The organism is Actinoplanes sp. NPDC049599, assembly GCF_044465625.1.
Lineage (GTDB): Bacteria > Actinomycetota > Actinomycetes > Mycobacteriales > Micromonosporaceae > Actinoplanes.
Map to the genome: position 1 here is coordinate 1 of NZ_JBITLX010000011.1, position 24241 is coordinate 24241.

General features: G+C 72.4%; 22 protein-coding genes, 2 pseudogenes and 1 riboswitch. Of the genes and pseudogenes, 8 read left to right on the forward strand and 16 right to left on the reverse strand.

Annotated elements, in window-relative coordinates:
* Positions 1 to 91: 91 nt before the first annotated feature.
* Genes ACIBQZ_RS20595 through ACIBQZ_RS20610 form a run of 4 tightly spaced genes read right to left on the reverse strand, consistent with a single transcriptional unit; the run spans position 92 to position 4376 of the window.
* The gene (locus ACIBQZ_RS20595; RefSeq protein WP_396090335.1) at positions 92 to 1609 is read right to left on the reverse strand and encodes a hypothetical protein; all 1518 of its coding nucleotides are present in this window, start codon (positions 1607 to 1609) and stop codon (positions 92 to 94) included.
* A 56-nt stretch (positions 1610 to 1665) separates the two neighbouring features.
* Positions 1666 to 2517 carry a menaquinone biosynthetic enzyme MqnA/MqnD family protein gene (locus ACIBQZ_RS20600; RefSeq protein ID WP_396090336.1) on the reverse strand — a complete coding sequence of 284 codons (852 nt, stop codon included), beginning with the start codon at positions 2515 to 2517 and terminating at the stop codon, positions 1666 to 1668.
* Entirely contained in the window at positions 2514 to 3764 is a 1251-nt protein-coding gene (locus tag ACIBQZ_RS20605) for an MFS transporter (RefSeq protein ID WP_396090337.1), read from the reverse strand. The genes ACIBQZ_RS20600 and ACIBQZ_RS20605 overlap by 4 nt, the downstream gene beginning before the upstream one ends.
* A gap of 39 nt (positions 3765 to 3803) precedes the next feature.
* Complete coding sequence (locus tag ACIBQZ_RS20610; RefSeq protein ID WP_396090338.1) at positions 3804 to 4376, reverse strand: ArsR/SmtB family transcription factor; 573 nt, start codon at positions 4374 to 4376, stop codon at positions 3804 to 3806.
* Positions 4377 to 5096: 720 nt separating this feature from the next.
* On the opposite strand from ACIBQZ_RS20610, the gene ACIBQZ_RS20615 reads away from it, so the two are divergent.
* Positions 5097 to 7121, forward strand: coding sequence for a HelD family protein (locus ACIBQZ_RS20615; protein WP_396090339.1), 2025 nt, complete (start codon positions 5097 to 5099; stop codon positions 7119 to 7121).
* Here ACIBQZ_RS20615 and ACIBQZ_RS20620 read toward each other — a convergent pair.
* The gene (locus ACIBQZ_RS20620; RefSeq protein WP_396090340.1) at positions 7108 to 7530 is read right to left on the reverse strand and encodes a GNAT family N-acetyltransferase; all 423 of its coding nucleotides are present in this window, start codon (positions 7528 to 7530) and stop codon (positions 7108 to 7110) included. The two genes, ACIBQZ_RS20615 and ACIBQZ_RS20620, sit on opposite strands and share 14 nt — an antisense overlap.
* Before the next feature lie 85 nt (positions 7531 to 7615).
* On the opposite strand from ACIBQZ_RS20620, the gene ACIBQZ_RS20625 reads away from it, so the two are divergent.
* The 5 genes from ACIBQZ_RS20625 to ACIBQZ_RS20645 all read left to right on the forward strand — a co-directional run bounded on the left by ACIBQZ_RS20625 (position 7616) and on the right by ACIBQZ_RS20645 (position 11036).
* Positions 7616 to 8251 (forward strand): transporter, encoded by a 636-nt coding sequence (locus ACIBQZ_RS20625; protein ID WP_396090341.1) that lies wholly within the window; start codon positions 7616 to 7618, stop codon positions 8249 to 8251.
* Positions 8248 to 8574 carry a winged helix-turn-helix domain-containing protein gene (locus ACIBQZ_RS20630; RefSeq protein ID WP_396090342.1) on the forward strand — a complete coding sequence of 109 codons (327 nt, stop codon included), beginning with the start codon at positions 8248 to 8250 and terminating at the stop codon, positions 8572 to 8574. The genes ACIBQZ_RS20625 and ACIBQZ_RS20630 overlap by 4 nt, the downstream gene beginning before the upstream one ends.
* Positions 8571 to 9437 carry an ABC transporter ATP-binding protein gene (locus ACIBQZ_RS20635; protein WP_396090343.1) on the forward strand — a complete coding sequence of 289 codons (867 nt, stop codon included), beginning with the start codon at positions 8571 to 8573 and terminating at the stop codon, positions 9435 to 9437. Before ACIBQZ_RS20630 ends, ACIBQZ_RS20635 begins: the two co-directional genes overlap by 4 nt.
* Positions 9438 to 9455: 18 nt before the next feature.
* The gene (locus ACIBQZ_RS20640; protein ID WP_396090344.1) at positions 9456 to 10196 is read left to right on the forward strand and encodes an ABC transporter permease; all 741 of its coding nucleotides are present in this window, start codon (positions 9456 to 9458) and stop codon (positions 10194 to 10196) included.
* 81 nt (positions 10197 to 10277) lie between these two features.
* Complete coding sequence (locus tag ACIBQZ_RS20645; RefSeq protein ID WP_396090345.1) at positions 10278 to 11036, forward strand: VOC family protein; 759 nt, start codon at positions 10278 to 10280, stop codon at positions 11034 to 11036.
* Here the strand turns inward: ACIBQZ_RS20645 and ACIBQZ_RS20650 are convergent.
* From ACIBQZ_RS20650 to mqnE, 10 genes and pseudogenes are all read right to left on the reverse strand, one after another.
* Entirely contained in the window at positions 11026 to 11787 is a 762-nt protein-coding gene (locus ACIBQZ_RS20650) for an ABC transporter ATP-binding protein (RefSeq protein ID WP_396090513.1), read from the reverse strand. The genes ACIBQZ_RS20645 and ACIBQZ_RS20650 overlap by 11 nt on opposite strands.
* The gene (locus tag ACIBQZ_RS20655) at positions 11787 to 12875 is read right to left on the reverse strand and encodes a FecCD family ABC transporter permease (protein WP_396090514.1); all 1089 of its coding nucleotides are present in this window, start codon (positions 12873 to 12875) and stop codon (positions 11787 to 11789) included. Before ACIBQZ_RS20655 ends, ACIBQZ_RS20650 begins: the two co-directional genes overlap by 1 nt.
* 299 nt (positions 12876 to 13174) lie before the next feature.
* Positions 13175 to 14089, reverse strand: a complete 915-nt coding sequence (locus ACIBQZ_RS20660; protein WP_396090346.1) for an ABC transporter substrate-binding protein — start codon at positions 14087 to 14089, stop codon at positions 13175 to 13177.
* Between the two features lie 110 nt (positions 14090 to 14199).
* Positions 14200 to 14267, reverse strand: a riboswitch (cobalamin riboswitch).
* 249 nt (positions 14268 to 14516) lie between these two features.
* Positions 14517 to 15203, reverse strand: a complete 687-nt coding sequence (gene lepB, locus ACIBQZ_RS20665; protein ID WP_396090347.1) for a signal peptidase I — start codon at positions 15201 to 15203, stop codon at positions 14517 to 14519.
* Positions 15203 to 15523 (reverse strand): PadR family transcriptional regulator, encoded by a 321-nt coding sequence (locus ACIBQZ_RS20670; protein WP_396090348.1) that lies wholly within the window; start codon positions 15521 to 15523, stop codon positions 15203 to 15205. Before ACIBQZ_RS20670 ends, lepB begins: the two co-directional genes overlap by 1 nt.
* A 24-nt stretch (positions 15524 to 15547) precedes the next feature.
* On the reverse strand, positions 15548 to 16114 hold the full coding sequence (locus ACIBQZ_RS20675; protein WP_396090349.1) for a TetR/AcrR family transcriptional regulator: 567 nt from the start codon (positions 16112 to 16114) through the stop codon (positions 15548 to 15550).
* A gap of 60 nt (positions 16115 to 16174) precedes the next feature.
* Positions 16175 to 17473 (reverse strand): annotated as a pseudogene (locus ACIBQZ_RS20680) (M14 family metallopeptidase); the annotation flags it as partial.
* A 344-nt stretch (positions 17474 to 17817) separates the two neighbouring features.
* Positions 17818 to 18126: pseudogene (locus tag ACIBQZ_RS20685) on the reverse strand (DUF4229 domain-containing protein); the annotation flags it as partial.
* Positions 18127 to 18138: 12 nt separating this feature from the next.
* The gene (locus tag ACIBQZ_RS20690; RefSeq protein ID WP_396090350.1) at positions 18139 to 18567 is read right to left on the reverse strand and encodes a hypothetical protein; all 429 of its coding nucleotides are present in this window, start codon (positions 18565 to 18567) and stop codon (positions 18139 to 18141) included.
* A gap of 27 nt (positions 18568 to 18594) precedes the next feature.
* Positions 18595 to 19764, reverse strand: coding sequence for an aminofutalosine synthase MqnE (gene mqnE / locus ACIBQZ_RS20695; protein ID WP_396090515.1), 1170 nt, complete (start codon positions 19762 to 19764; stop codon positions 18595 to 18597).
* Positions 19765 to 19996: 232 nt separating this feature from the next.
* Here mqnE and ACIBQZ_RS20700 point away from each other — a divergent pair, with 232 nt between their 5' ends.
* Positions 19997 to 21619, forward strand: a complete 1623-nt coding sequence (locus ACIBQZ_RS20700) for a C40 family peptidase (protein WP_396090351.1) — start codon at positions 19997 to 19999, stop codon at positions 21617 to 21619.
* A gap of 352 nt (positions 21620 to 21971) precedes the next feature.
* Here the strand turns inward: ACIBQZ_RS20700 and ACIBQZ_RS20705 are convergent, their stop codons facing one another.
* Positions 21972 to 22295, reverse strand: coding sequence for a hypothetical protein (locus tag ACIBQZ_RS20705; protein WP_396090352.1), 324 nt, complete (start codon positions 22293 to 22295; stop codon positions 21972 to 21974).
* A 1276-nt stretch (positions 22296 to 23571) separates the two neighbouring features.
* Between ACIBQZ_RS20705 and ACIBQZ_RS20710 the strand changes: the two genes are divergently transcribed.
* Positions 23572 to 24072, forward strand: coding sequence for a hypothetical protein (locus ACIBQZ_RS20710; protein ID WP_396090353.1), 501 nt, complete (start codon positions 23572 to 23574; stop codon positions 24070 to 24072).
* Positions 24073 to 24241: the final 169 nt, after the last annotated feature.

Genomic DNA, 24241 nt, shown 5'->3' on the forward strand with positions numbered 1-24241 from the left:
GCCGCATAACCACCGCTTCAACCAAGACCCATCCCACGCCGCTGCGCGACGCGGGATGCTGCCGCGCGTCTGGTCACCGTCGATTTTCGAGTTAGGCGGTCGGGCGGCGCCGGGTCAGCAGCAGCGTGAACGCGCCCAGCAGCACCAGCAGCAGACCCGTCGCGGCGACCTGGCCGGTGGCTCCGCCGGTGATCGGGAGGCCGCCGCCGGCACCGCCGGTGTTGCCGTTGGTGAGCTTGACCTCGATCTTCGCGACGTTGTTGCCGGGCTTGCTGTCCTGCACGCCGCCGAGGACGGTGATCGAGCCCTCGTCCTCGTTCCGGCCGTCCTGGATCTTGGCGGTGAAGGCGAAGAGCTCGGTCTTGCCGGCGGCCAGCGGCTCGGAGGTCACGCACAGGTAGTCGTGGCCGCTCACCTGGCCCGGCAGGTTCCAGCTCGGCTCGCCGTCGCCGTTCGGGACGCAGTTCTTGTCCACCTTGGTCAGTTTCAGGCCGGACGGGATGCGCACCCTCGCCGCGTGCCACCACTCCTTGGTGCGGGGGAGCACGGTCGCCGGGCCGTTGTTCCGGATGCCGACCTTGATGGTGCGGGTGTCGCCGACCTTGCCCTCGAAGTTGTCGCCGATCGCCGCGCTGTCCGCCTGGTTCAGCGGGACCTTGACGAAGAACGAGGTCGTGTTGTCCCACTCGTTCAGCTCGCGCTGGTCCACGGCCAGGCTCTGCACGGCCGGGACCAGCTGGAGCTTGGTGCCGGGCTGCTGCATCGCCCGCTTGGCGGCGGCCAGTCCGGCGACGTCCGCGTCGTCCTCGATGCCGTACGCGTGCAGCCCTGCGTAGTAACTCGCGGGGCCGGGGGTGTCCTTGCCGGCCTCGACGGTGAGCGGGGTGGCCGGCGAGACGGTGAAGACCGCGCCCGGCTCCAGGGTCAGGTCGAAGGCGCAGATGATGCCCGGCAGGTCGGCGGCGTCGACACAGTTGCTGTACTTGTTCGGGTAGTGCACGCCGGGCTGGACGGCCAGTGCGACGGCGACACCCTCGGTGGCCTTGTTGCCGTTGTTGCGCACCGAGATCGGCAGCACCGCGGACGTGCCCGGAGCCAGCTTGATGTCCGGGATGCGGGCCGTCTCCAGGTCGATGCCCGGGGCGGCGGCGGGCAGCACCGTGACGGTGGTCTCCACCTGCCACTCGGCGGCGGCGTCATGCACTGCCAGGCGGAGGGCAGCGCCGGTCGCGGGCAGCTCGGCCGTGGGCTTCACCGTGAACGTGTAGGGCTTGCGGACGCCGGGCGCGAGATCACCGACGGTGCAGCCGGTGGCGGTGCAGCCCGCCGGCGGCTGGAAGCCGAGCCGCGGATCAACGGCGCCGCCGGCCGAGGCGAACTCCAGGACCAGGCCGATCGCGGGGACCTTGCCGGTGTTCTGGACCTCGAACTGCACGGTCTTGCTGCCGCCCGGAGTGGTGACCACGCGGTCGGGCACGGAGAGCTCCACCGTGGGGCGCTCGGCCTCGGGCGCGGCGTGCGCCGGGGTGGCCGCGCCGAGCGCGGTCAGCCCGACCAGGGCGACGGGCAGGGCGAGGCGGATCGTCAGGCTGTTCCATCGAGGGGCCACCGGCCCATGGTCCGGTATGGACGGAGCCGGCGCTACCCCGTGCGGCGCAAAGTGGTCTATACCTGGGCGAAGATCGGCCCGTCGGCCGGCAGGGGCGGCGCCTCGCCGCGCGCGGCGGCCCGGCGGGCGAACTCGCGCACCCCGGCGACCTGCCGCTCCCCCAGCGAGAAGTCGAGCGCCCGGAAGTACGTGGCCAGCGTCGCGGCGTCGAACGGCTCCCAGCGCGCCGCCGCCTCGGCGACCTCGTCCAGCTCACCGAGGCACAGGTCGCGCGAACGCTGGAACGCCTCGTGCACCTCTTTCACCATGCCCGGCTGGGCCGCGGCGAACTCCTTGCGGACGGCCCAGACGGCGAACACCATCGGCAGCCCGGTCCACTCCTTCCACGCCTGTGCCAGGTCGATGACCTCGAGGCCGAGCTCCGGCGCCTCGTACATGGCGCGCAGGGCCGGGTCGCCGATCAGCACCGCGGCGTCGGCCTCGAGCAGCATCTCGTTGAGCTCCGGCGGGCAGCGGAAGTATTCGGGCTCGGCGCCGTACTTCTCGGCCAGCAGCATCTGGGCCAGCAGCACGCCGGTCCGCGAGGTCGAGCCGAGCGCGACCGGGCGGCCGTCGAGCTCGGCCAGCGGCCGGGTGGAGACCAGGTTGACCGACAGCACCGGGCCGTCGCTGCCGACCGCGAGGTTGGGCAGCAGCAACAGGTCGTCGGCGTGGCGCAGATACTCGACCAGGGAGATCGGGCCGATGTCGAGGTCGCCGGCGACCAGGGCGGCGTTGAGCCGGTCCGGGGTGTCCTTGTACAGATCGACGTCGAGCAGGGCGCCCGAGCGCATCAGGCCCCAGTAGATCGGGAGGCAGTTGAGGAACTGGATGTGCCCGACCCGGGGCCGCTGGACGACGTCGCTCATGCACCGACGCTATCCCCGGCGGGTTGCGGACGCCGGGGCTCCGCCTGCGGCAAGGGACCTATCTCACGTCCGGCCCGGCGCACAACCGGCAAACAGGCGCCGACCGCGACCAGCCCGGCGAGGCCGGCGGCGGCGACCAGGGGCCGCGGCGCGAACTGATCGACGAGCGGCCCGCCGATCAGATAGCCCACCATCCCGGCGCCCTGGATCGCGGCGCCCATCGCGGCGAAGGCGCGGCCCCGGGCGGCGGCCGGCACCCGTTCGGCCATGACGACGGTGGTGAAGACGTTGATGCCGCCGTTGCAGATGCCGCCGAGGAACCAGAGCGGCACGAGCAGCAGCGCGTGCCAGACCCCGGCGCCGGCCAGCACCACGGCGCAGGTGGCAGCCGCCAGCAGCAGCGAGAGCTGGACCAGCTTGCCGGCGTGGGTCCAGCGCCGGCCGAGCCGCCCGAACAGCACCGCGCCGGCCAGCATCCCCCCGGTCCAGGCCGCGCTGATCAGGCCGAACACGGTCGTCGAGGCGCCGAGCGTCGCGCGCACGAAGAACACCTCGATGACGTTGATGGCGCCGACCCCGGCGACGCCCGCCGCGATCGCGCCGACCATCACGGCCACCAACCGGTCGTCCCGCAGCCGCCAGGGGACGGTCACGGCCGCGGCGGGCTGGGCCGCCGACGATCTCCGGGTACGGATGAGCAGCCCGGCCACCACGAGCGACAGGTACGAGGCGGCGTCGAGCAGCAGGGGCACCCGTACCCCGAACTGCCCCACCAGGACGCCGGCCAGGGCGGGCGCGATCAGCATGCCGACCAGCCCGGCGGTCTGGTTGATCCCGCTGGCCTTGGCCAGATCGGCGCGCCGGACCATCGCGGGCAGCAGCGCGGCGAGGGTCGGCTGGGTGACCGCGAGCCCGCTCGCCAGCACCGCGACCAGCGCGATGATCACCGCGGGCTGCTCCACGAAGGCGAGCGCGACGCACACCGCGGCCTGACCGAACCCGGCCGCGATCAGCAGCGTGCGACTGTCGACCCGGTCGGCGATCCGGCCGGTGATCGGCGCGAGCACCGCCAGCGGCAACGCGGCGGCGAGCAGCAACCCCGAGACGGCGACGCCACCGGCCCCGGCCTGCTGAAACGCGAGCGCCAGAGCGGTGGCCGCGAGGAAGTCACCACAGGCGGAGACGCCCCGCGCGCCGGCCGCGAGATAAACGTCGGCCCAGCGCGAACCGTCAGACGTGAAGGACATACTTCGAAAATAATCCTTCACATCTCCTCAGCGCAAGACCTACTCCACTGGGAAGGCGGCATAGTGCACCGCGACCGCCCGGGCGCCGGCCGGGGCATCCGCCATCCGCTCCCGCCGCCGGTACCGGTCCAGCAGCTCCTTGACCTGCCGATTGACCTCAATCAACTCCTCGGCGGTGAGCAGCAGCATCGGCCCCATCAACGCGCTCGCGTCCTGCCACTCCTTCGGCTCCTCGTGCAGCCGGGCCATCGACTCCCGCAACCGCGCGAAATCCCGGGTCAGATAAACCTCGACCAGCGCCTGCTGACTCGCCCGGGTCTCCGGCTCGGCCAGATCACCATCGATGTTGAAACCGGAGGTGGTGCTGCGCCACACCCGTTCCCGGGCGTCACCGCGGCTCGGCGCCTGCTCGACCAGGCCGTTCTTGGCGAGCTCGCGGAGGTGATAGCTGGTCGCGCTCGGCGACAGCCCGACCAGCCCGGCGCACTCGGTGGCGGTGACAACCGCACCGGTGCTGCCGAGATGCTCAATGATCGCGATCCGCGCGGGGTGCGCGAGCGCCCGCATCACCTGGGGGTCGGTGATCCGCGCGGTGGGGTGCCGGTCAGCCATACCCCCATGATCCCGCCTGGAACGCGGGGTGCGGACCCGGGCTCACGGAGCGCGCAATCAGAGATGCCGACGAACCTCCGCCGCGAAGCGCGGCACTCCGGCGCGCTCCCAACAGCTTCGGCGAGGCGGGGGAGCGTGTCAGCCAGGTAGGCCGGATAGCGGACACACGTGTCGAGGAAGGCAGGGAACGGCACGGCGACAGACCCTCACCTGGTGGGCTTCGGGGTGGCGGTGGACTCGTACAGTCCGGCGTCCTCCCCCTCTGCCGCCATCTGGTCCAGCGCCTGCCGGCGTTCGGAACGCGTGCGCTCGCCGTGCCCTGTGAGAGTGCGGCCACCACGTCGCGCAGGATGCCGTACAGGTCGTCCGGGATCTCGATCTCCGTGCCGTCCGGTCCGACCAGCCGCGCCCTCGTCGGTGCCGTCACGCCGCCGGACCTCGGGCGAATCTGGCCCGGTCAGCGGGGTCGTCCGGGGGAAGCACGGTGCGTTCGCGCAGGACGCTCGTCATGACCCCAGGCCACCTCTAATCGAAAAAGCGAAAGGGTGGCGGTCGGCTTCGCGGTAAATCGGTGGCACCGGGTGGGAGGGGCGCGTATCGTACGGGGCCGCTTGACGGCCGCGGTTGAGATGACACCGCAGCGGACGTCCCCGCGCCGGATGACGGCCACCCGTCGCCGGATACGCGAGCGAGCAGCGAGCTACCGCGATAGGAATCAGCGTGCCCGCCTCCGAACTCGATCTCGATCTTGAACTTGTCGCCGAACGTACCCATCTCGCCGAGTCGCGGGCCGCGCTGGCCCGGATGCGGGGGCGGGCCGAGTCGCTCTTCTCCTCCGGTGCCGACATCGCCGGGGATGCCTACAGCGCCGAGACGCTCGGCCGGACGCTGTCGCGCCGGGTTGCCGAGCTGGCCGACGATCCCGGTACGCCGTTGTTCTTCGGCAAGCTGGACATCGACGAGACGGCGTACCACATCGGGCGCCGGCACGTCACCGATGATGCCGGTGAGCCGATGGTGCTGGACTGGCGGGCGCCGCTCTCGCAGTCGTTCTACCGGGCCAGCGTGCGGGACCCGCAGGGGGTGTCGACGCGGCGCCGGTTCGGCTTCGTCAAGGGGGAGCTGACCAGCTTCGAGGACGAGCATCTGGACCGCGGCGAGGAGCTGGGCACCAAGAGCCGGATCCTGACCGCCGAGATCGAGCGGCCCCGGGTCGGGCCGATGCGGGACATCGTCGCCACCATCCAGCCCGAGCAGGACGAGCTGGTACGCGCCGATCTCGAGGATTCGATCTGCGTGCAGGGCGCGCCCGGCACCGGCAAGACCGCGGTCGGGCTGCACCGGGCCGCGTACCTGCTCTATCTGCATCGGGAACGGCTGCGACGCTCGGGCGTGCTCATCGTCGGCCCGAACACCGCGTTCCTGTCCTACATCTCGGCCGTGCTGCCGGCGCTCGGTGAGGTCGAGGTGCAGCAGGCCACGGTTGACGAGTTGATCGCGCGGGCGCCGGTGCGGGGGCGCGACGACGAGGCCGCCACGCTGCTCAAGCACGATCCGCGGATGGCGGCGGTGCTGCGTAAGGCGCTGTGGGGGCGGCTCGGCAAGCCGGTTGAGCCGATCATGGTGTCGGATGGCTCGTACCGGTGGCGGATCGACCCGGAGCCGCTGCGGTGGATCGTGGACGAGGCCCGGCGGGAGGGTCTGCCGTACGCGGTGGGCCGGGAGCGCGTCCTGGCGCGGGTTGTCGCGCTGTTGCAGCGGCAGTCGGAGTACCGCACGGGCAACTCGCCCGGCGAGAGCTGGCTGCGCCGGATGAGCCGGGTGCCTCAGGTTCGCGACTTCCTGGACAACGCCTGGCCCGCGCTGACGCCGGAAGGGCTGGTCGTCGCCGTGCTCACCGATGCCGAGCTGCTGGCCGCCGCCGCCGAGGGCATCCTGACCGAGGCCGAGCAGGCCGCCCTGCGCTGGGCGAAGCCGCCGCGCACGGTCAAGGCGGCCAGGTTCAGCGCGGCCGACCTGGTGCTCCTCGACGAGGCCGCGGGCCTGCTGGAGCGCGAGCAGAGCTTCGGGCACGTGGTGGTGGACGAGGCCCAGGACCTGTCCCCGATGCAGGCGCGTGCGATCGCCCGGCGCAGCGAGCACGGCTCGATCACACTGCTCGGTGACCTGGCCCAGGGCACCGCGCCGTGGGCCGCCGCGAACTGGCGTGACACGTTGGGCCATCTCGGCAAGCCCGATGCCGCGGTGGTGCCGTTGACGGTCGGTTTCCGCGTACCGGCGGTGGTTGTGGCCCTGGCCAACCGCCTGCTGCCGGCGCTCGGCGTGGACGTGCCGGAGGCGGTGTCGCTGCGTCGCGACGGCGACCTGGCGATCGTCGGCGTGCCGACGGCGTCCGATGTGGACGCCGCGATGCTGGTCGAGGTGACCGCGGCGCTGGAGCACGAGGGTTCGGTCGCGGTCATCGCGGCCGACGCCGCGGTCGGCCGGCTGACCGCGCACCTCGCGGCCGCCGGCCTGCGGACCGCGACCCCCGACGACGTCGAGACCGAGGCGCGGGTCACGGTTGTGCCGGCCACGATCGTCAAGGGCCTGGAGTACGACCATGTCATCGTCATCGAGCCGGCGGAGATCGTGGCCGCCGAGCCCCGCGGCCTGCACCGGCTGTACGTGGTCCTGACCCGCGCGGTGTCCCGGCTGTCGGTCGTGCACGCCGAGCCGCTCCCCGAACCGCTCAGAGCGGCTTGACCCAGCGCGACCAGTCCTGCTGCCGGTGGTACCCGTGCACCGCCCAGATCCCGTGCGCCCGCGGGTTGTCGTCGAGCACCATCGCGTCGATCCGGGTGCCGCCCAGCGACCGGATGCGGTCCTCGGCCGCCGCGATCAGCGCCGCGCCGATGCCGCCGCGGCGTCGTTGCGGGTCGACCGCGAGGCGGTACAGGTGGCAGCGCCAGCCGTCCCAGCCGGCGATGATCGTGCCGACGATGCGGTCCCCCTCGACGGCCACGATCAGCGCGAACGGGTCCCGCAGGTGCAGCGCCGCCAGCGCCGCCGGGGTGTCCGGCGGACGGCCGGCGTTCTCGGCCGCCCTGGCCCAGAACGTCAGCACCGCGCTCAGTTCGCGGGAGTCGGCGGGACGCAGCACGAGTTCGGTCACCGCGCGATGCTAAGCCGGGCGCCGGCACCCGGCCATCAACTTTATGGCACAAACTTCTTTGACTTTGCGCGGTAGAGTTCTTTGCATGAACACCGCCGATGACGAACTGCCCCCGGCCGACCCCGCCGAGTCACTGCGCCTGATCGCCCGGGAGCGGGCCGCCGCCGGGCGCCGGCTCACCCCCGACCCCCGGCTGCTGCTCTGGCCGTGGGGTCTCGCCTGGCTGATCGGCTTCGGCGTCTACTTCCTGCGTTTCGGTCCCGACGGCCGGGTCTTCGTGGCGATGCCGGGGTTCGTCCCGCTGAACGTCCTGCTCGGCCTGATCACGCTGGCGGGCGTCGTCACCGGCGTCGTCGGCGCCCGGGCCAGCCGCCAGATCAGCGGGCCGTCCTCGCGCCAGGGCGCGATGTACGGCTTCACCTGGTCCGTCGCCTTCATCGGCATGGCCGTGCTGCTGAGCCGGATCAGCGACCTGCTGCCGGTCCCCGACGCCAACCTGCTCTGGGCCGGCGCGATGGTCGCCCTCACCGGCGTGCTGCACATGGCCGGCGGCGCCATCTGGAACGACCGGATCCTCTACGTCCTCGGCCTCTCGATCAGCATCGTCAACATGGTCGGCATCCTGGCCGGGCCCGGCTGGCACGCCCTGATCGTCGCCGTGTTCGGTGGCGGCGGGATGCTCGTCGCGGGGCTGGTCTCCTGGCTGCGGATGGCCCGATGAACGGCGGTCTGCCCGACCTCGACCCGGTGATCCACGCCCAGGCCCGGCTCCGCGTCGTCTCCGCACTGTCCACTCTGGCCGACGGCGACCGGATCGTCTTCCCCCAGCTGCAGGAGATCCTGCGGATGACCGCGGGCAACCTCTCCGTGCACCTGCGCAAGCTCGAGGACGCCGGCTACGTCGAGGTCGTCAAGACCCACCAGGGCCGCACCCCCGCGACGCTGGTCCGGCTCACCGGGCGCGGCCGGGTCGCCTTCGAGGACTACACCGCCGCGCTGCACGCCCTGCTCAACGGCACCGCCACCCGCCGGGAGGAGCCGTGATCCTCGCCCGCGCCCTCGACGCCACCCGCCGGTACGGCACCGTGCTCGCCCTCGACCGGCTCAACCTCGACGTCCACGCCGGCGAGCTGGTCGGCCTGCTCGGGCCCAACGGCGCCGGCAAGAGCACCCTGGTCAACCTGCTCACCGGGGTGCGCCGCCCGAGCTCCGGCACGGTGGAGCTGTGCGGCGGCGATCCCCGCGACCCGGCCAGCCGGCGCACGCTGGGCGTGACCCCGCAGGAGACCGGGCTGCCCGGCGCGCTGCGGGTCGGCGAGGTGGTCGACTTCGTCCGCGCACACTTCCCCGACCCGCTGGGCCGGGACGAGCTGCTCGCCCGGTTCGGGCTCGCCGACCTGGTCAAGCGGCAGACCGGCAGCCTGTCCGGCGGGCAGAAGCGGCGGGTCGCGGTGGCTCTGGCCTTCGCCGGCCGGCCGCGCATCGTCTTCCTGGACGAGCCGACCACCGGGCTGGACGTGACGGCCCGGCACGCCCTGTGGGACGCCATCCGGCAGTTCCACGCCGACGGTGGCACGGTCGTGCTGACCAGCCACTACCTGGAGGAGATCGAGGCCCTGGCCCGGCGGGTGGTGGTGATCGGGGGTGGCCGGGTGCTCGCCGACGACACGGTCGCGGCGGTACGCGGCCTGGTCAGCATCCGCCGGGTCAGCCTGACGACGCCGGTGCCCCTGCCGGAGCTGCCCGGGGTGGTCGGCATCGAACGCGCCGGTGACCGCACCCATCTGCTCACCGGCGACGCGGACCGGCTGGTCCGCGACCTGGTTGCCCGCGACGTGCCCTTCACGGGCCTCGAGGTCCGGCCCACCTCGCTGGAGGAAGCGTTCCTCACCCTCACCGCGGCCTGACCCCTCCCGGAGGAACGGATGTCATCCCTCGCCCTGACCCACGCCCGGTTCCAGCTGATCGAGACCTTCCGGATCCCGATGGCGCTGATCGGCAGCGCCTCCTTCCCGGCCGCCTCGATGATCTTCTTCGTGGTGCCGTTCGTCGGCCACGACCAGACCTACGCCACCTTCGCGACCGCGTCGATGGTCACCTTCGTCGTGATGACCAGCAACCTCTTCCAGTACGGCATCGGCGTCGCCGAGGACCGCGCGCAGCCCTGGGATCCGTACGCCCGGACGCTGCCGGCCGGCGCCGCACCGCGCTTCGCCGGCCGCATCCTGGCCGGGCTGGCGTTGATGGGCGTCTCGCTGGTGCCGGTCGTGGTGATCGCGGCGGTTGCGACCGAGGCGACGATCACGCCGGCCGGCTTCCTCGCGGCGCTCGCCGTAGTGGTGCTGATCGCGGTGCCGTTCACGCTGATGGGGCTGGCGATCGGCTACTCGCTGCCGGCCAAGGGCGCGATCGTGCTGGCCCAGATCCTGTTCTTCCCGCTGGCGTTCGGCGGCGGGCTGATGACCGGGCCGGGCGCCGCGCCGGGCTTCGTCGAGACGATCGCCCCCTACCTGCCCACCGGGGGCGCGGTGCGGCTCATGTGGGCGGCGGTCGGGGACTTCCCGGTGCAGCCGGCATCGATAGCCGCCTTGGTCGGGTGGACGTTCGCGCTAGGTGGGGTGGCCGTATGGGCCTATCGACGCGACGAAGGTCGGCGGTTCAGTTGAACTTCCGACTGAGCAGCCCCGTACCTCGCATCGCGGTGTAACGATCCATCTGTCGTCCGCCGTAACCTCGAGGAGCAGGTCATGAACCCACCGACGCCCGGTGTACCGAACTGGGTGGACCTGGGTACCGCCGACCTCGGGGACGCGATCCGCTTCTACACCGCGCTCTTCGGCTGGGAGGCCGAGGTCTCCGGCGAGGAGTACGGCGGCTACACCACCTTCCGGCTGGACGGCCGGGCCACCGCCGGCGCCGGCCCGCTGTACGGCGAGGGCCAGCCGACCGCCTGGAGCACGTACGTGGCCACCGACGACGCGGACGAGATCGCCGCCCGGGTCGAGGCGGCCGGCGGCAAGGTGCTGGTGGCCCCGTTCGACGTCATGTACCAGGGCCGGATGGCCGCGTTCCTGGACCAGGCCGGCGCGCCGTTCAGCGTGTGGCAGGCCGGCACCATGCGCGGCGCCGACATCTTCGACGTGCCGGGCGCGCTGACCTGGAACGAGCTGACCACCCGGGACGTCGAGGGCTCGGCGGCGTTCTACGGGGCGGTGTTCGGCTGGGTGGCCCGGGAGAGCTCGATGAACGGCATGGACTACATCGTCTGGGAGCACGAGGGCCGGCCGATCGCGGGCATGCAGGCGATGGACGGCGAGTGGCCGGACGACCTGCCACCACATTGGATGATCTACTTCGCGGTGGCCGACTGCGACGACTCGGCGGCGTACGCGCAGTCGCTCGGCGGGCGGATCGTGCAGCCGCCGACCACGCTGCCGATCGGCCGGTACGCGGTGCTGGACGACCCGCAGGGCGGCACCTTCTCGATCCTGCAGCCTAGTTCCTGACGGGCACGACCAGCGGGCCCTGACCGCCGTCGATCACCTTGACGCGCACCCGGTAGTGCCGGGCCAGCAGTTCCTCGGTCAGCACCTCCCAGGCGGCGCCGGCCGCCACGACCCGGCCGCCGGCCAGCAGCACCATCCGGTCCGCGTACTCGCCGGCGATCGTCAGGTCGTGCATCGTGGCCAGCACGGTCAGGCCCCGCTCGGCGCGCAGCCGGTCGACCAGCTCCAGCACCTCCTGCTGGTGGCCGATGTCCAGCGCGCTGGTCGGCTCGTCCAGGAGCAGGATGCGGGCGCCCTGGGCGAGCGCGCGGGCCAGGAACGCCCGCTGCCGTTCGCCGCCGGAGAGCGTGTCGAGCCGCCGGGCGCGCATGCCGTCCAGGTCCAGGGCGTCCAGCACCTCGTCGACGACGGCCAGGTCGGAGGCGGACTCCCGGCCGAGCGGCGGGATGTAGGGCGTGCGGCCCAGCAGCACGTAGTCGAGCACGAGCATGCCCGGCGGCACCACGGGCGACTGCGCGACGGTGGCGACGGTGCGGGCCCGCTCGCGGCGGGGCAGCCGCTCCAGCGGGGTGCCACCCAGGCTCACCGCGCCACTGAACGGCAGCAGCCCGCCGACCGCGCGCAGCACCGTGGACTTGCCCGCCCCGTTGGGCCCGATGATCGTGACCCACTCCCCGGCGGCCACGTCGAGATCCACCCCGTCGACGATGACCGAGCCGCCGAGCCGCACCCGCAATCCCCGTACGCCGATCACGAGACCCCGCTCCGGCGCAGCACCAGGGCGAAGAAGGGCGCGCCCAGGAAGGCGGTCACCACGCCGATCGGGATCTCGGCCGGGCTCGCCACCGTACGGGCCAGCAGGTCGGTCAGGGCCAGGAACGCGCCGCCGAACAGCACGGACAGCGGCAGGATCGACCGGTAGCTCGGGCCGGCGAGCAGCCGCAGGGTGTGCGGCACGATGATGCCGACAAAGCCGATCAGGCCGGACACGGAGACCGCCGCGGCGGTACCGAGTGAGGCCGCCGCGATGAGCAGGTAGCGGCTGCGCTGCGGATGCAGGCCGAGGCTGGTCGCCTCCTCGTCGCCGACGGTGAGCACGTCCAGCTCGCGACGATGCGAGAGCACGATCGCCGCGGTCACCGCCGCGTACGGCAGCACCAGGAGCACGTCGTGCCAGCCCGCGGTGGCGAGCCGGCCGAGCAGCCAGGAGTACACCTCACGCAGCGACTCGATGTGCCGTTGCAGCACGAAGGTCTGCGCGGCGGCCAGGAACGCGGAGACCGCCACCCCGGACAGGATCAGCGTGGCGGGGGTCCGGGCCCGGCCACCGGCGCCGCCGAGCAGCCAGGTCAGCGCGACGGCGCCCACGGCACCGACGAAGGCTGCGAGCGGCACGCCGATCGGCAGCTCGGCGGTAGCGTCGCCGCTGGTCGACCGGAACGCGATGACGGCGGTCACGCCGAGTCCGGCGCCGGCCGCGACGCCGAGCAGGTGCGGGTCGGCCAGGGGGTTGCGGAAGACGCCCTGGTAGGCGGCGCCGGCCATGGCCAGGAGTGCACCGACGAGCAGGCCGAGGACGACCCGGGGGAGGCGGAGCTCGGTGATGATGGCGACTTCGCGCTCGGTGAGGCCGCTGTCGAGGTGGACTCCAGGAAGGAGGTCGAGGAGCACTGCGGCGACCCCGGCCGGCGGCAGCGAGACCGGCCCGAAGGCGACGCCGGCGACGAGGGTGACGAGCACGGCCAGCACGCCGCCGACGAGCCAGCCGATCCGCAACCCGGCCGGGCCGGCGGTGGGCGACCGCCCCTTACCCGCGCCCGACTCGGCCGAGCCCGTTATTCCGGAGGCTTCCTCGGCCGGGGCCGAGGCTGCCGCTACTCCCGGGACGGCGTTCGCCGGGCCCGGGTCGGCCAGGCCCGCGGCCGCGCTTGCCGGGACCGGGGCCGCGTTCGCCGGGGCCGGGGCCGCGCTTGCCGGGGCCGGGGCCGCGCTTGCCGGGGCCGGGGCCGGGGCCGCGCTCGCCGGGCCTCCGGCTGCGTCCGCCCAGGCCGCGGCCGCGCTTGCCGGGCCTCCGGCTGCGTCCGCCGGGGCCGGGGCCGTCTCTGCCGGGCCCGGGTTGGCCGGGCGCGGCCGGTCGGTCACGCCGGTACCTTGGCCACCGCATCGGCGACGGACTGCACCAGGTCGACGATTCGCGGGCCCCAGCGCGAGGCGATGTCGTCGTCCAGGGCCACGATCCGGTTCTGCTCGACGGCGGCGATCGACGACCAGCCCTTTCGCGCCTTGACCGTGGCCGGCGACTGCCCGCAGCACTTGCTGTCGGCCAGGAAGATCAGGTCCGGGTTGGCCGCGACCAGCGCCTCCTGGGAGAGCTGGGGATAGCCGTTCTTGCTGCCGTCGGGGTCGGCGGGGTCCGCGACGTTGGTGAGCCCGAACAGCGCGAAGATCGACCCGATGAAGGTCTTCGAGGTCGCGGAGTACAGAGTCTGGTCGATCTCGTAGTAGTACGACAGTGCGGTCGCGCGGGGCGGCACCGCCTTGACGATCTTGTCGATCTGCGTGCGCATCCGTTCCGCCAGCGCGGCCGACTCGGCGCGGTGGCCGGTCAGCGTGCCGAGCTGGTCGAGCTGCCGGTAGGAGTCGTCGAGCACCTTGGCGGCCGGCGCGAACAGCACCGGGATCTTCAGCGCCCCGAGCTGCTCGATGATCTTGTCGAGGTCGTCGGAGATCACCACCAGGTCGGGGTTCTGCGCGGCGATGGCCTCGGCGTTCGGCTTGAAGCCGGACAGCTTGGTGCGCGGGGCCTCCGCCGGATACGTCGACTGGTCGTCGACGGCCACCACCTGCGGGCCGGCCCCGATGGCGAAGAGCATCTCGGTCGCGGTGGGCGCCAGCGAGACGATCCGGTCCGGCCGTTCGGTCAGCGTCGCCGAGCCGACCGTGACCGGATAGGCGGAGCCCGCGACGGCCGGCTCCTCGGCGCCGGAACCACCGCCGCACCCGCTGAGCAGCATCGCGGTGGCCGCGAGCGCGGCTGTCAAAACCCGTTTCATTCTGGTCCTCCTGTCGGCCGAGGCTGCGGTGCTTCGCCGACCGGAGCAACGGCCCGGTCCGCGAGGCGCCCCTCCCCGGGAGCGCTGAATCGCGACCGACGCCCAGGCGACCTGGCTTGGCCCGCGCCACCTGGCGGACGGGCTCACAGTTGCGGGACAGCGCCGGAATCCCACCGGCTTCGCTGCGACGCGGTCCCCCAGAAACTAGCCCAGACCCGGCGCTCCCATCCGCAGGGTGCCTCGCTGAGTTCTTGATCACGCCAGGACTCTGGTGCCGTGACCACCAACGCCAGCCGTCGGAGACGTCCCGAGGCGGAACACCGGCCCGGGCGAAATCAGCCCAAGCCGGTGCAGCTCCCATGCCTGCTCACGATCCACGGCGTGCCGTCGAGGGCTGCCGGCGAGATCAACGCCCGCGGTCAAGGCACTAGGGCAGGGGCCAGATCCGGGTCAGCAGCCGGCCGTCGACCGCGTCCTGCGGGATCGTGCCCCACTGCCGGGAGTCCTGGGAGACCAGCCGGTGGTCGCCCAGCACGAACAGCGCGCCCGCCGGCACGGTCACCGGCGCGCCGCAGTCGGTGGTGTCGCCCACGCTCTCCAGGTATGGCTCGGGCAGGGCGGCGCCGTCCCGGAAGACCGCGCCGCCGCGGCACTCGATGGTGTCGCCCGGCAGGCCGATGACCCGCTTGAGCACGTGACGGCCGGGGACCTGCGGGGTGGTGAACTCCACGATGTCGCCGTACCGGATGCCGGTCAGCCGGAAGCTCACCCGGTCGATCAGGATCCGGTCCTGCACCTGCACCGTCGGCTCCATCGAGCCGCTCGGGATGTAGCGCGGGGTGAGCACGAACTGGTTGACGACCACCGCTGCCGGGAGCGCGAGCAGCGCCGCGCCGATCGCCGCGCGCTGGACGCGTACCCGGGTCGGCATGGTTTTGATCTTTGCCCGGCGCTCGTGCCAGACCGCGCGCAGACCGCCCGCGGCCCAGCGCACCGCCTCCCAGCGGCCGGTGGTCTGGTCGAACTCGGCCAGCGCCGCCTCGCCCCACGGCCCACCCCGGTCGCGGCGCCCCCGTACCGCCGCGACCAGGACCGCCCGCGCCGCCCGGCGCATCACGCCTTCCTCGGGATGAAGGCCGCGGCCCGGCCGCGCTGCTTGCGGGCCGCGGCCGCGGTGCGCTCCCGGGCCAGCGCGACCCCGTCGGCGGTGAGCCGGTACGTGTGCCGCGGCGGCCGGCCGGGCTCGTCGGACGCCTCCCAGCCGGTGTCCAGCAGTTGCTGCGCGGAGAGCCGCATCAGGATCGGGTAGAGGGTGCCGGAGGCGAGCCCGGTCTCGCGGCTCAGGTCGTAGCCGTAGCGCCAGCGGGCCGGATCGGCGAGCAGTGCCTCGAAGAGCCGCACGGTCTGCGGCGAGGCGTGCGGAGGTCGGGGCATGGCGGAAACTCTACATAAGTCGACTTACCTCGTCGACCCCCGCGGCAGGCTCGCCAGCACCATGGTGATGATCTGCTCGAAGGTGGTGTCGAGGTGCTCCGCGAGACCGAATCCGCCGCCCGCCTCGAGCGTGGCGAAGCCGTGCGCGGCCACCCGGATGCGGCGGGTCGCGTGGACGGCCGCCGACTCGGTCAGGCCGTAGCCGCGCAGCACCGCGAAGAACACGTCCAGCAGCTCCCGGGCCGCGACGGTCAGGTCGTCGCGGTGCATCGGGTCGAGCGGGACCAGCGCGTACCGGCCGGGATGGGCCACGACGTAGCCGCGGTAGGCGCGCATCAGGGCGGCGACCGCCTCGTCCCGGCTGCGGCCCATCACCACCTCGGCGAAGATGGCGGTCGTCTCGCGCAGGACCCGCAGCGCCATGAGGTCGCGCAGCTCGGCGAGGCTGCCGACATGTTTGTAGAGGGAGGGCGCCGCCACGCCGGCCCGGTCGGCGACCGCCGCGAGGCTCAGCGCCTCCACGCCCTTCTCGTCGACCAGGGCCAGGGCCACCTCGACCACCAGGTCCGGCGAGAGGCCGGCCCTAGGCATAAAAACTACCTGTCATAGCCCTAAAGCTATGACAGGTAGCCAGGTGGCGCAAGCGGATCAGCAGTACGTGGACTGCTTGCCGATCACCTTGTACGGGCAGTCGGCCGCCTCGGCCAGCATCAGCGTGGCCTCCTTGTTGCGGCTGGTCTCCCGGGTGATCACGCTGGCGGGCGGGTAGAAGCCGCCGGCCGACGAGCTGGTCGGGTACAGCTCGAAGGTGTAGGCGAAGATCTTGTGGGTGCCCCACAGCCAGTCGAGCGAGTCGCCGTCGGTGATGTAGAGGTCGCTGGACTGCTCCGGCGTGTAGCCGTTGGTCGCGGCCATCTGCCGGCCCAGCGTGGCGAACGTGTTGTTCTGGTCCGCGGTCATGCCGGTGCCGGTGTTCGCCGTGGTGTGCCCGAACGGCCACAGCACCAGCTCCGAGTACGTGTGGAAGTCCATCGCGGCCTTGATCTGCTGCACGCCGCCGACGACCCGGCTGTTGACGAAGTCACGGATGACCCGGGTCTCGGGCGCCGAGAAGGCCGACGGCCCCCGGTACGTGTCCGAGGAGGTGCTGCCGGACGAGCCGCCGCAGCAGCCCCAGCGGTAGCCGTAGTTGCGGTTCAGGTCCGTGCCGATGTACGACGAACCCGTGTTGGGCTGGCGGTTCTTGCGCCACGAGCGGTAGCTGCCGGTGGCGACGTCGTACTCGGCGCCGTCCGGGTTCACCGACGGGACGACCCAGATCTCGCGGCTGTTCACCACGTTGCGGATCCGGGTGTCGGTGGCGTAGTTGTCCGCGTACAGGTGCAGCACGTAGAGCGCCATCTCCACGGTGAGGTGCTCGCGAGCGTGGTGGTTGGCGTCGTAGAGCACCTCGGGCTCGGCCTCGTCGGTGCCGACGTTGTCGGAGATCTTGACGGCCACGATGTCCCGGCCCTGGTACGTCTGGCCGAGCACCCGCTTGCTGGTGATCGCGGGATACTTCGCCACGAGCGCGTTCACGTCGGCGACCATCTCGGCGTAGTTGTGGTACGCCGCGTCGCGCGAGGGGAAGTCGAAGGTGGACACGCCGTCGCTGGGCAGCGCGACCGCGGCGGGCTTGACCGTGAAGCCGAGCGCACGCAGGGCCTTGACCTCACTGCCGGTCGCGGTGATCTCGACAACCGCGTGCTCGACGCCGTCGATCGCGGCGCCGGTGCTCGCGATGACGTTGCGCTGGGCGAGCGTCCGCACGTCGTAGACCTCGTACTGGGCCGCGGCGTCGGCCGCACGCGGCACCGCGGTGGCGGCGGGCGCGGTAACGGCGGATGCGGCGATCATGGCCAGGCCGGCTGTGGCAGCGGCAACCAGACCGATGGCGCGTCGTCGTCTCATGAACGACCTCCGGGGGGTGTCAGAGGGGGTTCGGGCCCCGTCACTGCACCACCCGGCATCGACATTTGGCAATGAAATCCGGCCGTGGACGGCCATGCCAAAGTGCCCCCTACGTCAACATGATGACCGCCGGACAACAGCTCAAGGCCTCCACCGCAGGGGGCCGGCGCGTGGCTGACCGCGGCTCAGGAGGCCCTGCGGTCGCCCTTGTCGGCGTTGGCCGGCGCGCGGTCGCCGCCGGTCGCGGGCACTTCGCCGATCTCCGCTGTGGACGGCGCGGGCTCGCTCGTCGGGGGCGGGGTGGACCCGGCCTGCGGGGTGGACCCGGCCTGCGGGGTGGACCCGGCCTGCGGGGTGGTGCCGGCCTGCGGGGTGGTGCTGGTCGCGCGGTCGCCGGCGGCGGCTGCGGCCTCGTCGCCGGCCAGGGCCGCGCGCAGCCGGGCCTTCTCCGCCCGGCGGCGTTCCGCCACCGAGCCGAGCTGCTCGGCCATCTCGTTGCGCCACTTCGCCAGCAGGAAGTAGGAGAACACCGCCGACGCGATCACCGCGATCATCGCCTTGACCAGGAACGCCAGCGGCACCGGCAGGAGCAGGACCAGGGCGACCACGAACAGGCCCAGTCGGCCGAGCGTGTATTTGACGGCGGGACTCATGACGAACTCCTGTCAGCCCGCACGGTGGCTGAGCCACCGCAGGCCGTAGAACCAGACCAGGCAGTAGACGACCGTCAGGCCGAGTGCACCAGCCGCGCCGCTGACCAGTGGAGGGAAGGTCGCGGCGGCCAGGCCGGCGAGGGTCATGCCGACCGCGACGCCGAAGCCCGCGGCCAGGGCAGCCACCACGATCCGGTATGCGCCGTAGCCGGCCGCGCGGAACTCCTCGGTGAACAGCCACACCGGCAGGATCAGGGCAAGCCAGCCGCTGGAGGAGCCGAAGTCGAACGCGCGGGCCAGCGCCATGATGCCCTCGAAGACGAGCAGCACCACGATGCCGGTGACCAGGCCGGCGAGCGCGACGCCCAGCAGATCGCCGACGGTCACCAGACGGCCGTCGGCGTCCCGGCGCGGGCGACGCTCACTCTTGGTCTCAGTCATGACAAGACGAGGGTACGCCCCGACTTGCTAGGCCCAGACCTGCTGGGGCTCGCTGCGGCGCTCGGCCAGCGAGACCGGCTTGTCGTACTCCCGGACGATCTCGTAGCGGGTGTTGCGCTCGACCGGCTGGAAGCCCGCGTCCCAGATGATGTTGAGCAGGTCGTCACGGTGCATCGTGGTCGGCGTGCCGTACGAGTCGGCGTCGTGAGTGATCTTGTATTCGACCACCGAGCCGTCCAGGTCGTCGGCGCCGAAGTTCAGCGAGAGCTGGGCCACCGACAGCCCGTGCATGACCCAGAAGTTCTTCAGGTGCGGCACGTTGTCGAACATCAGCCGGGACACCGCGAACGTGCGCAGCGACTCGGCCGGCGCCGCCATCGTGGTGCGCGCCTGGATCCGGTTGCGGATCTTGCCGTCCGCCGAGTCGACGAAGTCGTGCTGATAGCGCAGCGGGATGAAGACCGCGAAGCCGCCCGTCTCGTCCTGCAGCTCACGCAGGCGCATGACGTGGTCGACCCGGTGCCGCGGCTCCTCGATGTGGCCGTACAGCATCGTGGCCGGGGTCTTCATGCCCTTTTCGTGGGCGAGCCGGTGGATCCGGGACCAGTCTTCCCAGTGGCAGTTGTGGTCGACGATGTGCTGGCGGACCTCCCAGTCGAAGATCTCCGCACCGCCGCCGGTGAGCGACTCCAGCCCGGCGTCCATCAGCTCGTCGAGGATCTCGCTGGCCGGCAGGCCGCTGATCTTCTCGAACCACTGCACCTCGGTGGCCGTGAAGCACTTGAGCTTGACGTCGGGCAGCGCCGCCTTCAGCTCGCGCAGCACCTTGGGGTAGTAACGCCAGGGCAGCGTCGGGTGCAGGCCGTTGACGATGTGCAGCTCGGTCAGCTGCTCGTTCTCCATCTCCTTGGCCTTGCGCACGGCCTCGTCGATGCGCATCGTGTACGCGTCTTTCTCGCCCGGCTTGCGCTGGAAAGAGCAGTATGCGCAGCTGGCGGAGCAGACGTTGGTGAGGTTGAGGTGCCGGTTGACGTTGAACATCACCCGGTCGCCGTTCAGCTCGGTGCGCTTGTGGTGCGCCAGCCGGCCGAGCCAGGCGAGATCGTCGGACTCGTAGAGCGCGACGCCGTCCGCACGGCTCAGCCGCTCGCCTGCATAGACCTTGGCCTCCAGCTCACGCTTCAGCCCGACGTCCATCTGCGTCATCGTGCGCCCCTCTCACCTTCACTCGGGGACGAGCCTACGTCCTGGCTCTGACAGATCGACGTCCCGGCGGCCGTGGGGCGGCGCGGATCACGTCGGCGGGCATACGATTCACAGCGTCCTTTCATGTCCAATCAATCGACATCGGTGCACCGGTTGGGGTAAGACCTTTAGGTAGGACGGCAAGCGGTGGAGGGCGACCATCGCGGACGGGGAGCGCATGTCGATGAAGTGGCAGGACGAAGGCGGACTTAGGCTACGGATACGCCCATGGTGGCGACCCCTGGCCTGCTCCGCCGCGACCGCCGCCGCCATCGCGACCCTGTTCAACCCCCTGCCTGCCGCCGCCGCCCCACCGGCCGCGCCGCCGGCGCCCGCGGTTCCCGACGTCGGCTCCCGGCCGCTGGCGCAGGGCGCGCTCGTGCTGCCCGGCCAGCAGGCTGCCACGACGCCCGCCACGACCGCCCCGATCGTGACCCCGGGCGTCACGCTGACGCCGGTGATGGCGAAGATCGAAAAGGGTCGCGCCCAGCTCACCACCCTCGGCGAGCAGCTGACCAAGACGAAGGAAGAAGTCGACCTCGTCACCGGCCAGGTCGCCGCCGCGCAGCAGAAGGTCACCCAGGCGTCCACGGCCGTCACCCAGGCCAAGGCCGAGGTGGCGAGCGCGGCCGCCGCGGCAGTCCGCGACGAGGCCGCCCTGCCACCCGGCATGCTCGGCTCCGGGCTGTCGGATCTCGACTCGCTCGCCCGGATCAACCGGGGTGACTCGGCGACCCAGCAGGCGGCCAGCCGCCAGCTCACCATCGCCCAGGATTTCTACACGGGCGCCCTCGCCGAGCAGCAGGCCGCGCAGGCGCTGCTCGCCACGTTCACCGCCGAGCGCGACAAGCTGCAGAAGGCCGTCGACAAGAAGTCGGCGGCCCAGCAGAAGCTGGAGCGCGACAACGCCGCCGCGATCGCCGCGTCGGACAGCGCCCAGGCCGCCCGCGACGCCCAGGCCGGCGCCGGCTACCTGGCGGGCGAGAACGCCGGCCGCGGCGCCGACCCGCGGGCCATGGCGGCGCTGCGGTTCGCGCTGGCCCAGCGCGGCGACCCGTACGTGTGGTCCGAGGAGGGCCCGGACGAGTACGACTGCTCCGGCCTGATGTGGGCGGCCTACCGTGCTCCCGGCGCCGGCGACTTCAAGCTCACCCGGGTGTCCCGTGACCAGTACCGCCAGACCAGCAAGCGGGCCGTGGACCGCTACTCGCTGCTCCCGGGCGACCTGCTCTTCTTCGCCTCGTCGACCAGCTGGCAGAGCATCCACCACGTCGCGATGTATGCGGGCGACGGCATGATGGTCGAGGCGCCCCGCACCGGCCTCAACGTGCGCCTGGTCCCGGTCCGCTGGACCCGGCTCTTCGGCGCCACCCGCATCTACGGCTCGATCGAGGGCACCGTCGAGGGCCCGGATCTCGGCTCGCCGGACCCGGACCGGCCGAGCGACCACAACACGCCGAAACCGACGACCAAGCCGCCGACGACGCCCACCACCAAGCCAACGACCAAGCCCACGACGAAGCCGACCACCACGAAGCCGACCACGTCACCGTCGACCAGCCCGAGCACCTCGCCGAGCCCCAGCACCTCGCCGACCACGACGCCGCCGACCACAGCCGCGCCGACAGCCACGGCCTCGCCGGACGGCTCGGCGGTGAACTCGCCGAGCAAGGACGACTCCCCCTCGTCGACCGGCTCCGCGACAAAGACGGAAAGCACCAGCTCGGCGACGAAGACCGCGGAAACGACCAGCTCGGTGTCGGCCTCGGCATCGGCCGCCGCAGCCGCGAAGTCGGCCGGCTCCTGAGTCGGCCCGAGGTGGCAGTCGGCGCAACGCCTTGGCATGAAAAACCAAGGCAACGGGGTACTCAGGCAGCAGCTTCTTGATCAAACGGCTTCTGGCGCGCCGACCCCCGGCCAGTCATGATCTTCAGGCGGTAACCGGCCGACGCCGGGTGCGCTCATATGCGCTGATGTGGCACGGTAGTTCCAAGCGCCCGGCAAATCGGTCTGCCCGGCGTCCGGCACGCGGCGTCGGCCCGCGCGGGGTGACGGCGATCGGGAGGACCCATGGACGAGCAGCAGGCGAAACCGGACAGCGACGGCAGGACGCCGCCCGCTGCGCGGCCGCCCGCAAGCAGCGCCGGGCCGAAAAACGATCAGGGGTACGAGCTGCCGCCCCCGCCGGCACCGGGCGCCCTGTGGGCACCGGCCGGGGAGACGGTCAAGCCCACTCCCCCGGGCACCGCATCGGTCCCGGCATCCACACCCGCGGCCGAGACCGGCGCGGATCGGGCTGGATCGACGTCGGCTGACCAGCCCGCGGTCAGCCCGACCCAGGACAGCGCGACCCCGGTCAGCCCGACCCGGGACAGCCCGACCCGGGACAGCGCGACCCCGGTCAGCGCGACCCCGGTCAGCGCGACCCCGGTCAGCGCGGCGCCGGTCAGCGCGGCGCCGGTCAGCGCGACCTCTGCCGGCACACTCGGCTCTGCCCCCGTCAGCGCAGCCCCCGTCAGCGGGACTCCGGCAAGCACCGCTCCGATCGGTGGCGCTGCCAGCCGAGATGCCGCCAGCCCGGTCAGCGCAAGCCCTGTCAGCGCAAGCCCTGTCAGCGCAAGCCCTGTCAGCGCAAGCCCTGTGGGCGCAAACCCCGTCAGCGCCACCCCGGTGGGCGGTGTGACCAGCGGCCGCGCCGTGGTTTCCGGCTCGGCCGCAGCCACCGGTTCCCCCCGCCCGACGACTTTCGGCACCCCCGCGACACCCACCAGCCCGCCCGCATCCAGCAACCCGTCCGGATCCGCATCCGTGCCCGGCAGCTCGACCGGTTCCGCCAGCAGCTCGACCGGTTCCGCCAGCAGCTCGACCGGATCCGCCAGCAGCTCGGCCGGATCCGCATCCGTGCCCGGCAGCTCAACCGGCCCCGCATCCGTGCCCGGCAGCTCGGCCGGATCTGCGTCCGTGCCCGGCAGCTCGACCGGATCTCCCAGCAGCTCGGCCGGTTCCGCCAGCAGCTCGGCCGGTTCCTACGGCAGCCCGGCCGGATCCGCTGGCAGCCCGGCCGGATCCGCCGGTCAGGCCGCGGCCCCTGCCGCCACCCCTGCCAAGCCGACCAGCTCAGTCGACGGCCTGGGCGGAGCTACCCGGCCGGTCTCGGCCGCGCCCAGCGCCAACGCGGCCCGCGCCACCGTCCCCGGCTCGATCGACCCGGCCGGCTTCCGGGCGACCACCTGGCCGAGCGGCCAAGCCAAGATCTACGGCCGCACCGCGAACAAGCCGGCCACCGACGACCCAGCCGAAACCGGGCAACCCGCCGCCGACAAGCCGGCCGCCGTCAGCTGGATGAGCGTCGGCGAACGCCCCGGCACCGCGCCGACCGCAGCCCCCGAGGAACCCGCGGACCCCGGCCTCCCGGAGCCTTCCACCCCCGAACCGCCCAAGCCGGCCCCGCCGAAACCCGAGCCCACCCGCCCGGAACCCGCGCCCCTGCCGATTCCACACCCGACACCGGCACCGGCTCCCACCCCGGCCCCGGCGCCGAGCCCCGCACCGGGCCCGGATCCCAGCCCGATGCCGCCCAGCCCCATCCCGCCCGGCCCCGGCCCCAGCCCCATCCCGCCGGGACCCGGTCCCAGCCCGGTGCCGCCCGGCCCCGGCCCTTATCCCGTACCCCCGGGTCCCGGACCCTCGCCCGTGCCGCCCGGCCCGGGTCCCTCACCCGTGCCCGGCCCGCCGCCGGCCCCGTTCCCAGGACCGCCGATGACCTCGAACGCCCCCGGCCCGCACACGCCCGGCGCCCTGCCGGCCTACACGATGCCGTCCGCCGGCTCGCCCCCCTCCGGGGTAGGCGCATCGGGCGGTGCCCGGCAGCCGTTCGGCGGACCGGCGGCTCAGGTGAGCACCCCGCCCGCCCGGCCGACGACCTACGGCACCGGTACGGCCGCGTCGGGATCCGGACAGTCCACCGCCGTGCCGCAGCAGCGCGGCCAGGGCACCGTGTACGGCGGCCTCGCCGACTACGCCCCCGCGGACATGACGATGCCGGTCAATATCAACCCGCTGGAGAATTCCGGCTCGCTGACCGGCCACATCCTGGCCCAGGGCTGGCGGGACGGGCCGGACAACCAGCGGCGCAGCAACGTCAAGGTGGTCGTTGCGATGCTCGTGGTGCTGCTCGTGCTGGTGGGGGTGAGCGTGCTGTTCCTGTTCACCGTCGGCGACGCGTTCAGCGACATGATCGGTGGCGTCTTCCAGCAGTGAGTTGTCGCCGGCGGTTTTCGCCCCTAAGCTGGCGAGGTTGCGCCGGAGGGTGAGTCTGCCCACTACCGGTGCGGAATGCGGGCAGTGTCCAACACGTTGACCCGTACACTGAAGGAAGTAATTAACCTGGCGTGCCCTTAACGAGCACGCCACGGGCGTTCTTGCGGTC

Coding starts and splice junctions, on each gene's coding strand:
- ACIBQZ_RS20600 (WP_396090336.1), bottom strand. CDS start 2,517: ATGAGCGACGTCGTCCAGCGGCCCCGGGTCGGGCACATCCAGTTCCTC.
- ACIBQZ_RS20605 (WP_396090337.1), bottom strand. CDS start 3,764: ATGTCCTTCACGTCTGACGGTTCGCGCTGGGCCGACGTTTATCTCGCG.
- ACIBQZ_RS20610 (WP_396090338.1), bottom strand. CDS start 4,376: ATGGCTGACCGGCACCCCACCGCGCGGATCACCGACCCCCAGGTGATG.
- ACIBQZ_RS20625 (WP_396090341.1), top strand. CDS start 7,616: ATGAACACCGCCGATGACGAACTGCCCCCGGCCGACCCCGCCGAGTCA.
- ACIBQZ_RS20630 (WP_396090342.1), top strand. CDS start 8,248: ATGAACGGCGGTCTGCCCGACCTCGACCCGGTGATCCACGCCCAGGCC.
- ACIBQZ_RS20640 (WP_396090344.1), top strand. CDS start 9,456: ATGTCATCCCTCGCCCTGACCCACGCCCGGTTCCAGCTGATCGAGACC.
- ACIBQZ_RS20645 (WP_396090345.1), top strand. CDS start 10,278: ATGAACCCACCGACGCCCGGTGTACCGAACTGGGTGGACCTGGGTACC.
- ACIBQZ_RS20660 (WP_396090346.1), bottom strand. CDS start 14,089: ATGAAACGGGTTTTGACAGCCGCGCTCGCGGCCACCGCGATGCTGCTC.
- lepB (WP_396090347.1), bottom strand. CDS start 15,203: ATGCGCCGGGCGGCGCGGGCGGTCCTGGTCGCGGCGGTACGGGGGCGC.
- ACIBQZ_RS20670 (WP_396090348.1), bottom strand. CDS start 15,523: ATGCCCCGACCTCCGCACGCCTCGCCGCAGACCGTGCGGCTCTTCGAG.
- ACIBQZ_RS20675 (WP_396090349.1), bottom strand. CDS start 16,114: ATGCCTAGGGCCGGCCTCTCGCCGGACCTGGTGGTCGAGGTGGCCCTG.
- ACIBQZ_RS20690 (WP_396090350.1), bottom strand. CDS start 18,567: ATGACTGAGACCAAGAGTGAGCGTCGCCCGCGCCGGGACGCCGACGGC.
- mqnE (WP_396090515.1), bottom strand. CDS start 19,764: ATGGACGTCGGGCTGAAGCGTGAGCTGGAGGCCAAGGTCTATGCAGGC.
- ACIBQZ_RS20700 (WP_396090351.1), top strand. CDS start 19,997: ATGAAGTGGCAGGACGAAGGCGGACTTAGGCTACGGATACGCCCATGG.
- ACIBQZ_RS20710 (WP_396090353.1), top strand. CDS start 23,572: ATGACCTCGAACGCCCCCGGCCCGCACACGCCCGGCGCCCTGCCGGCC.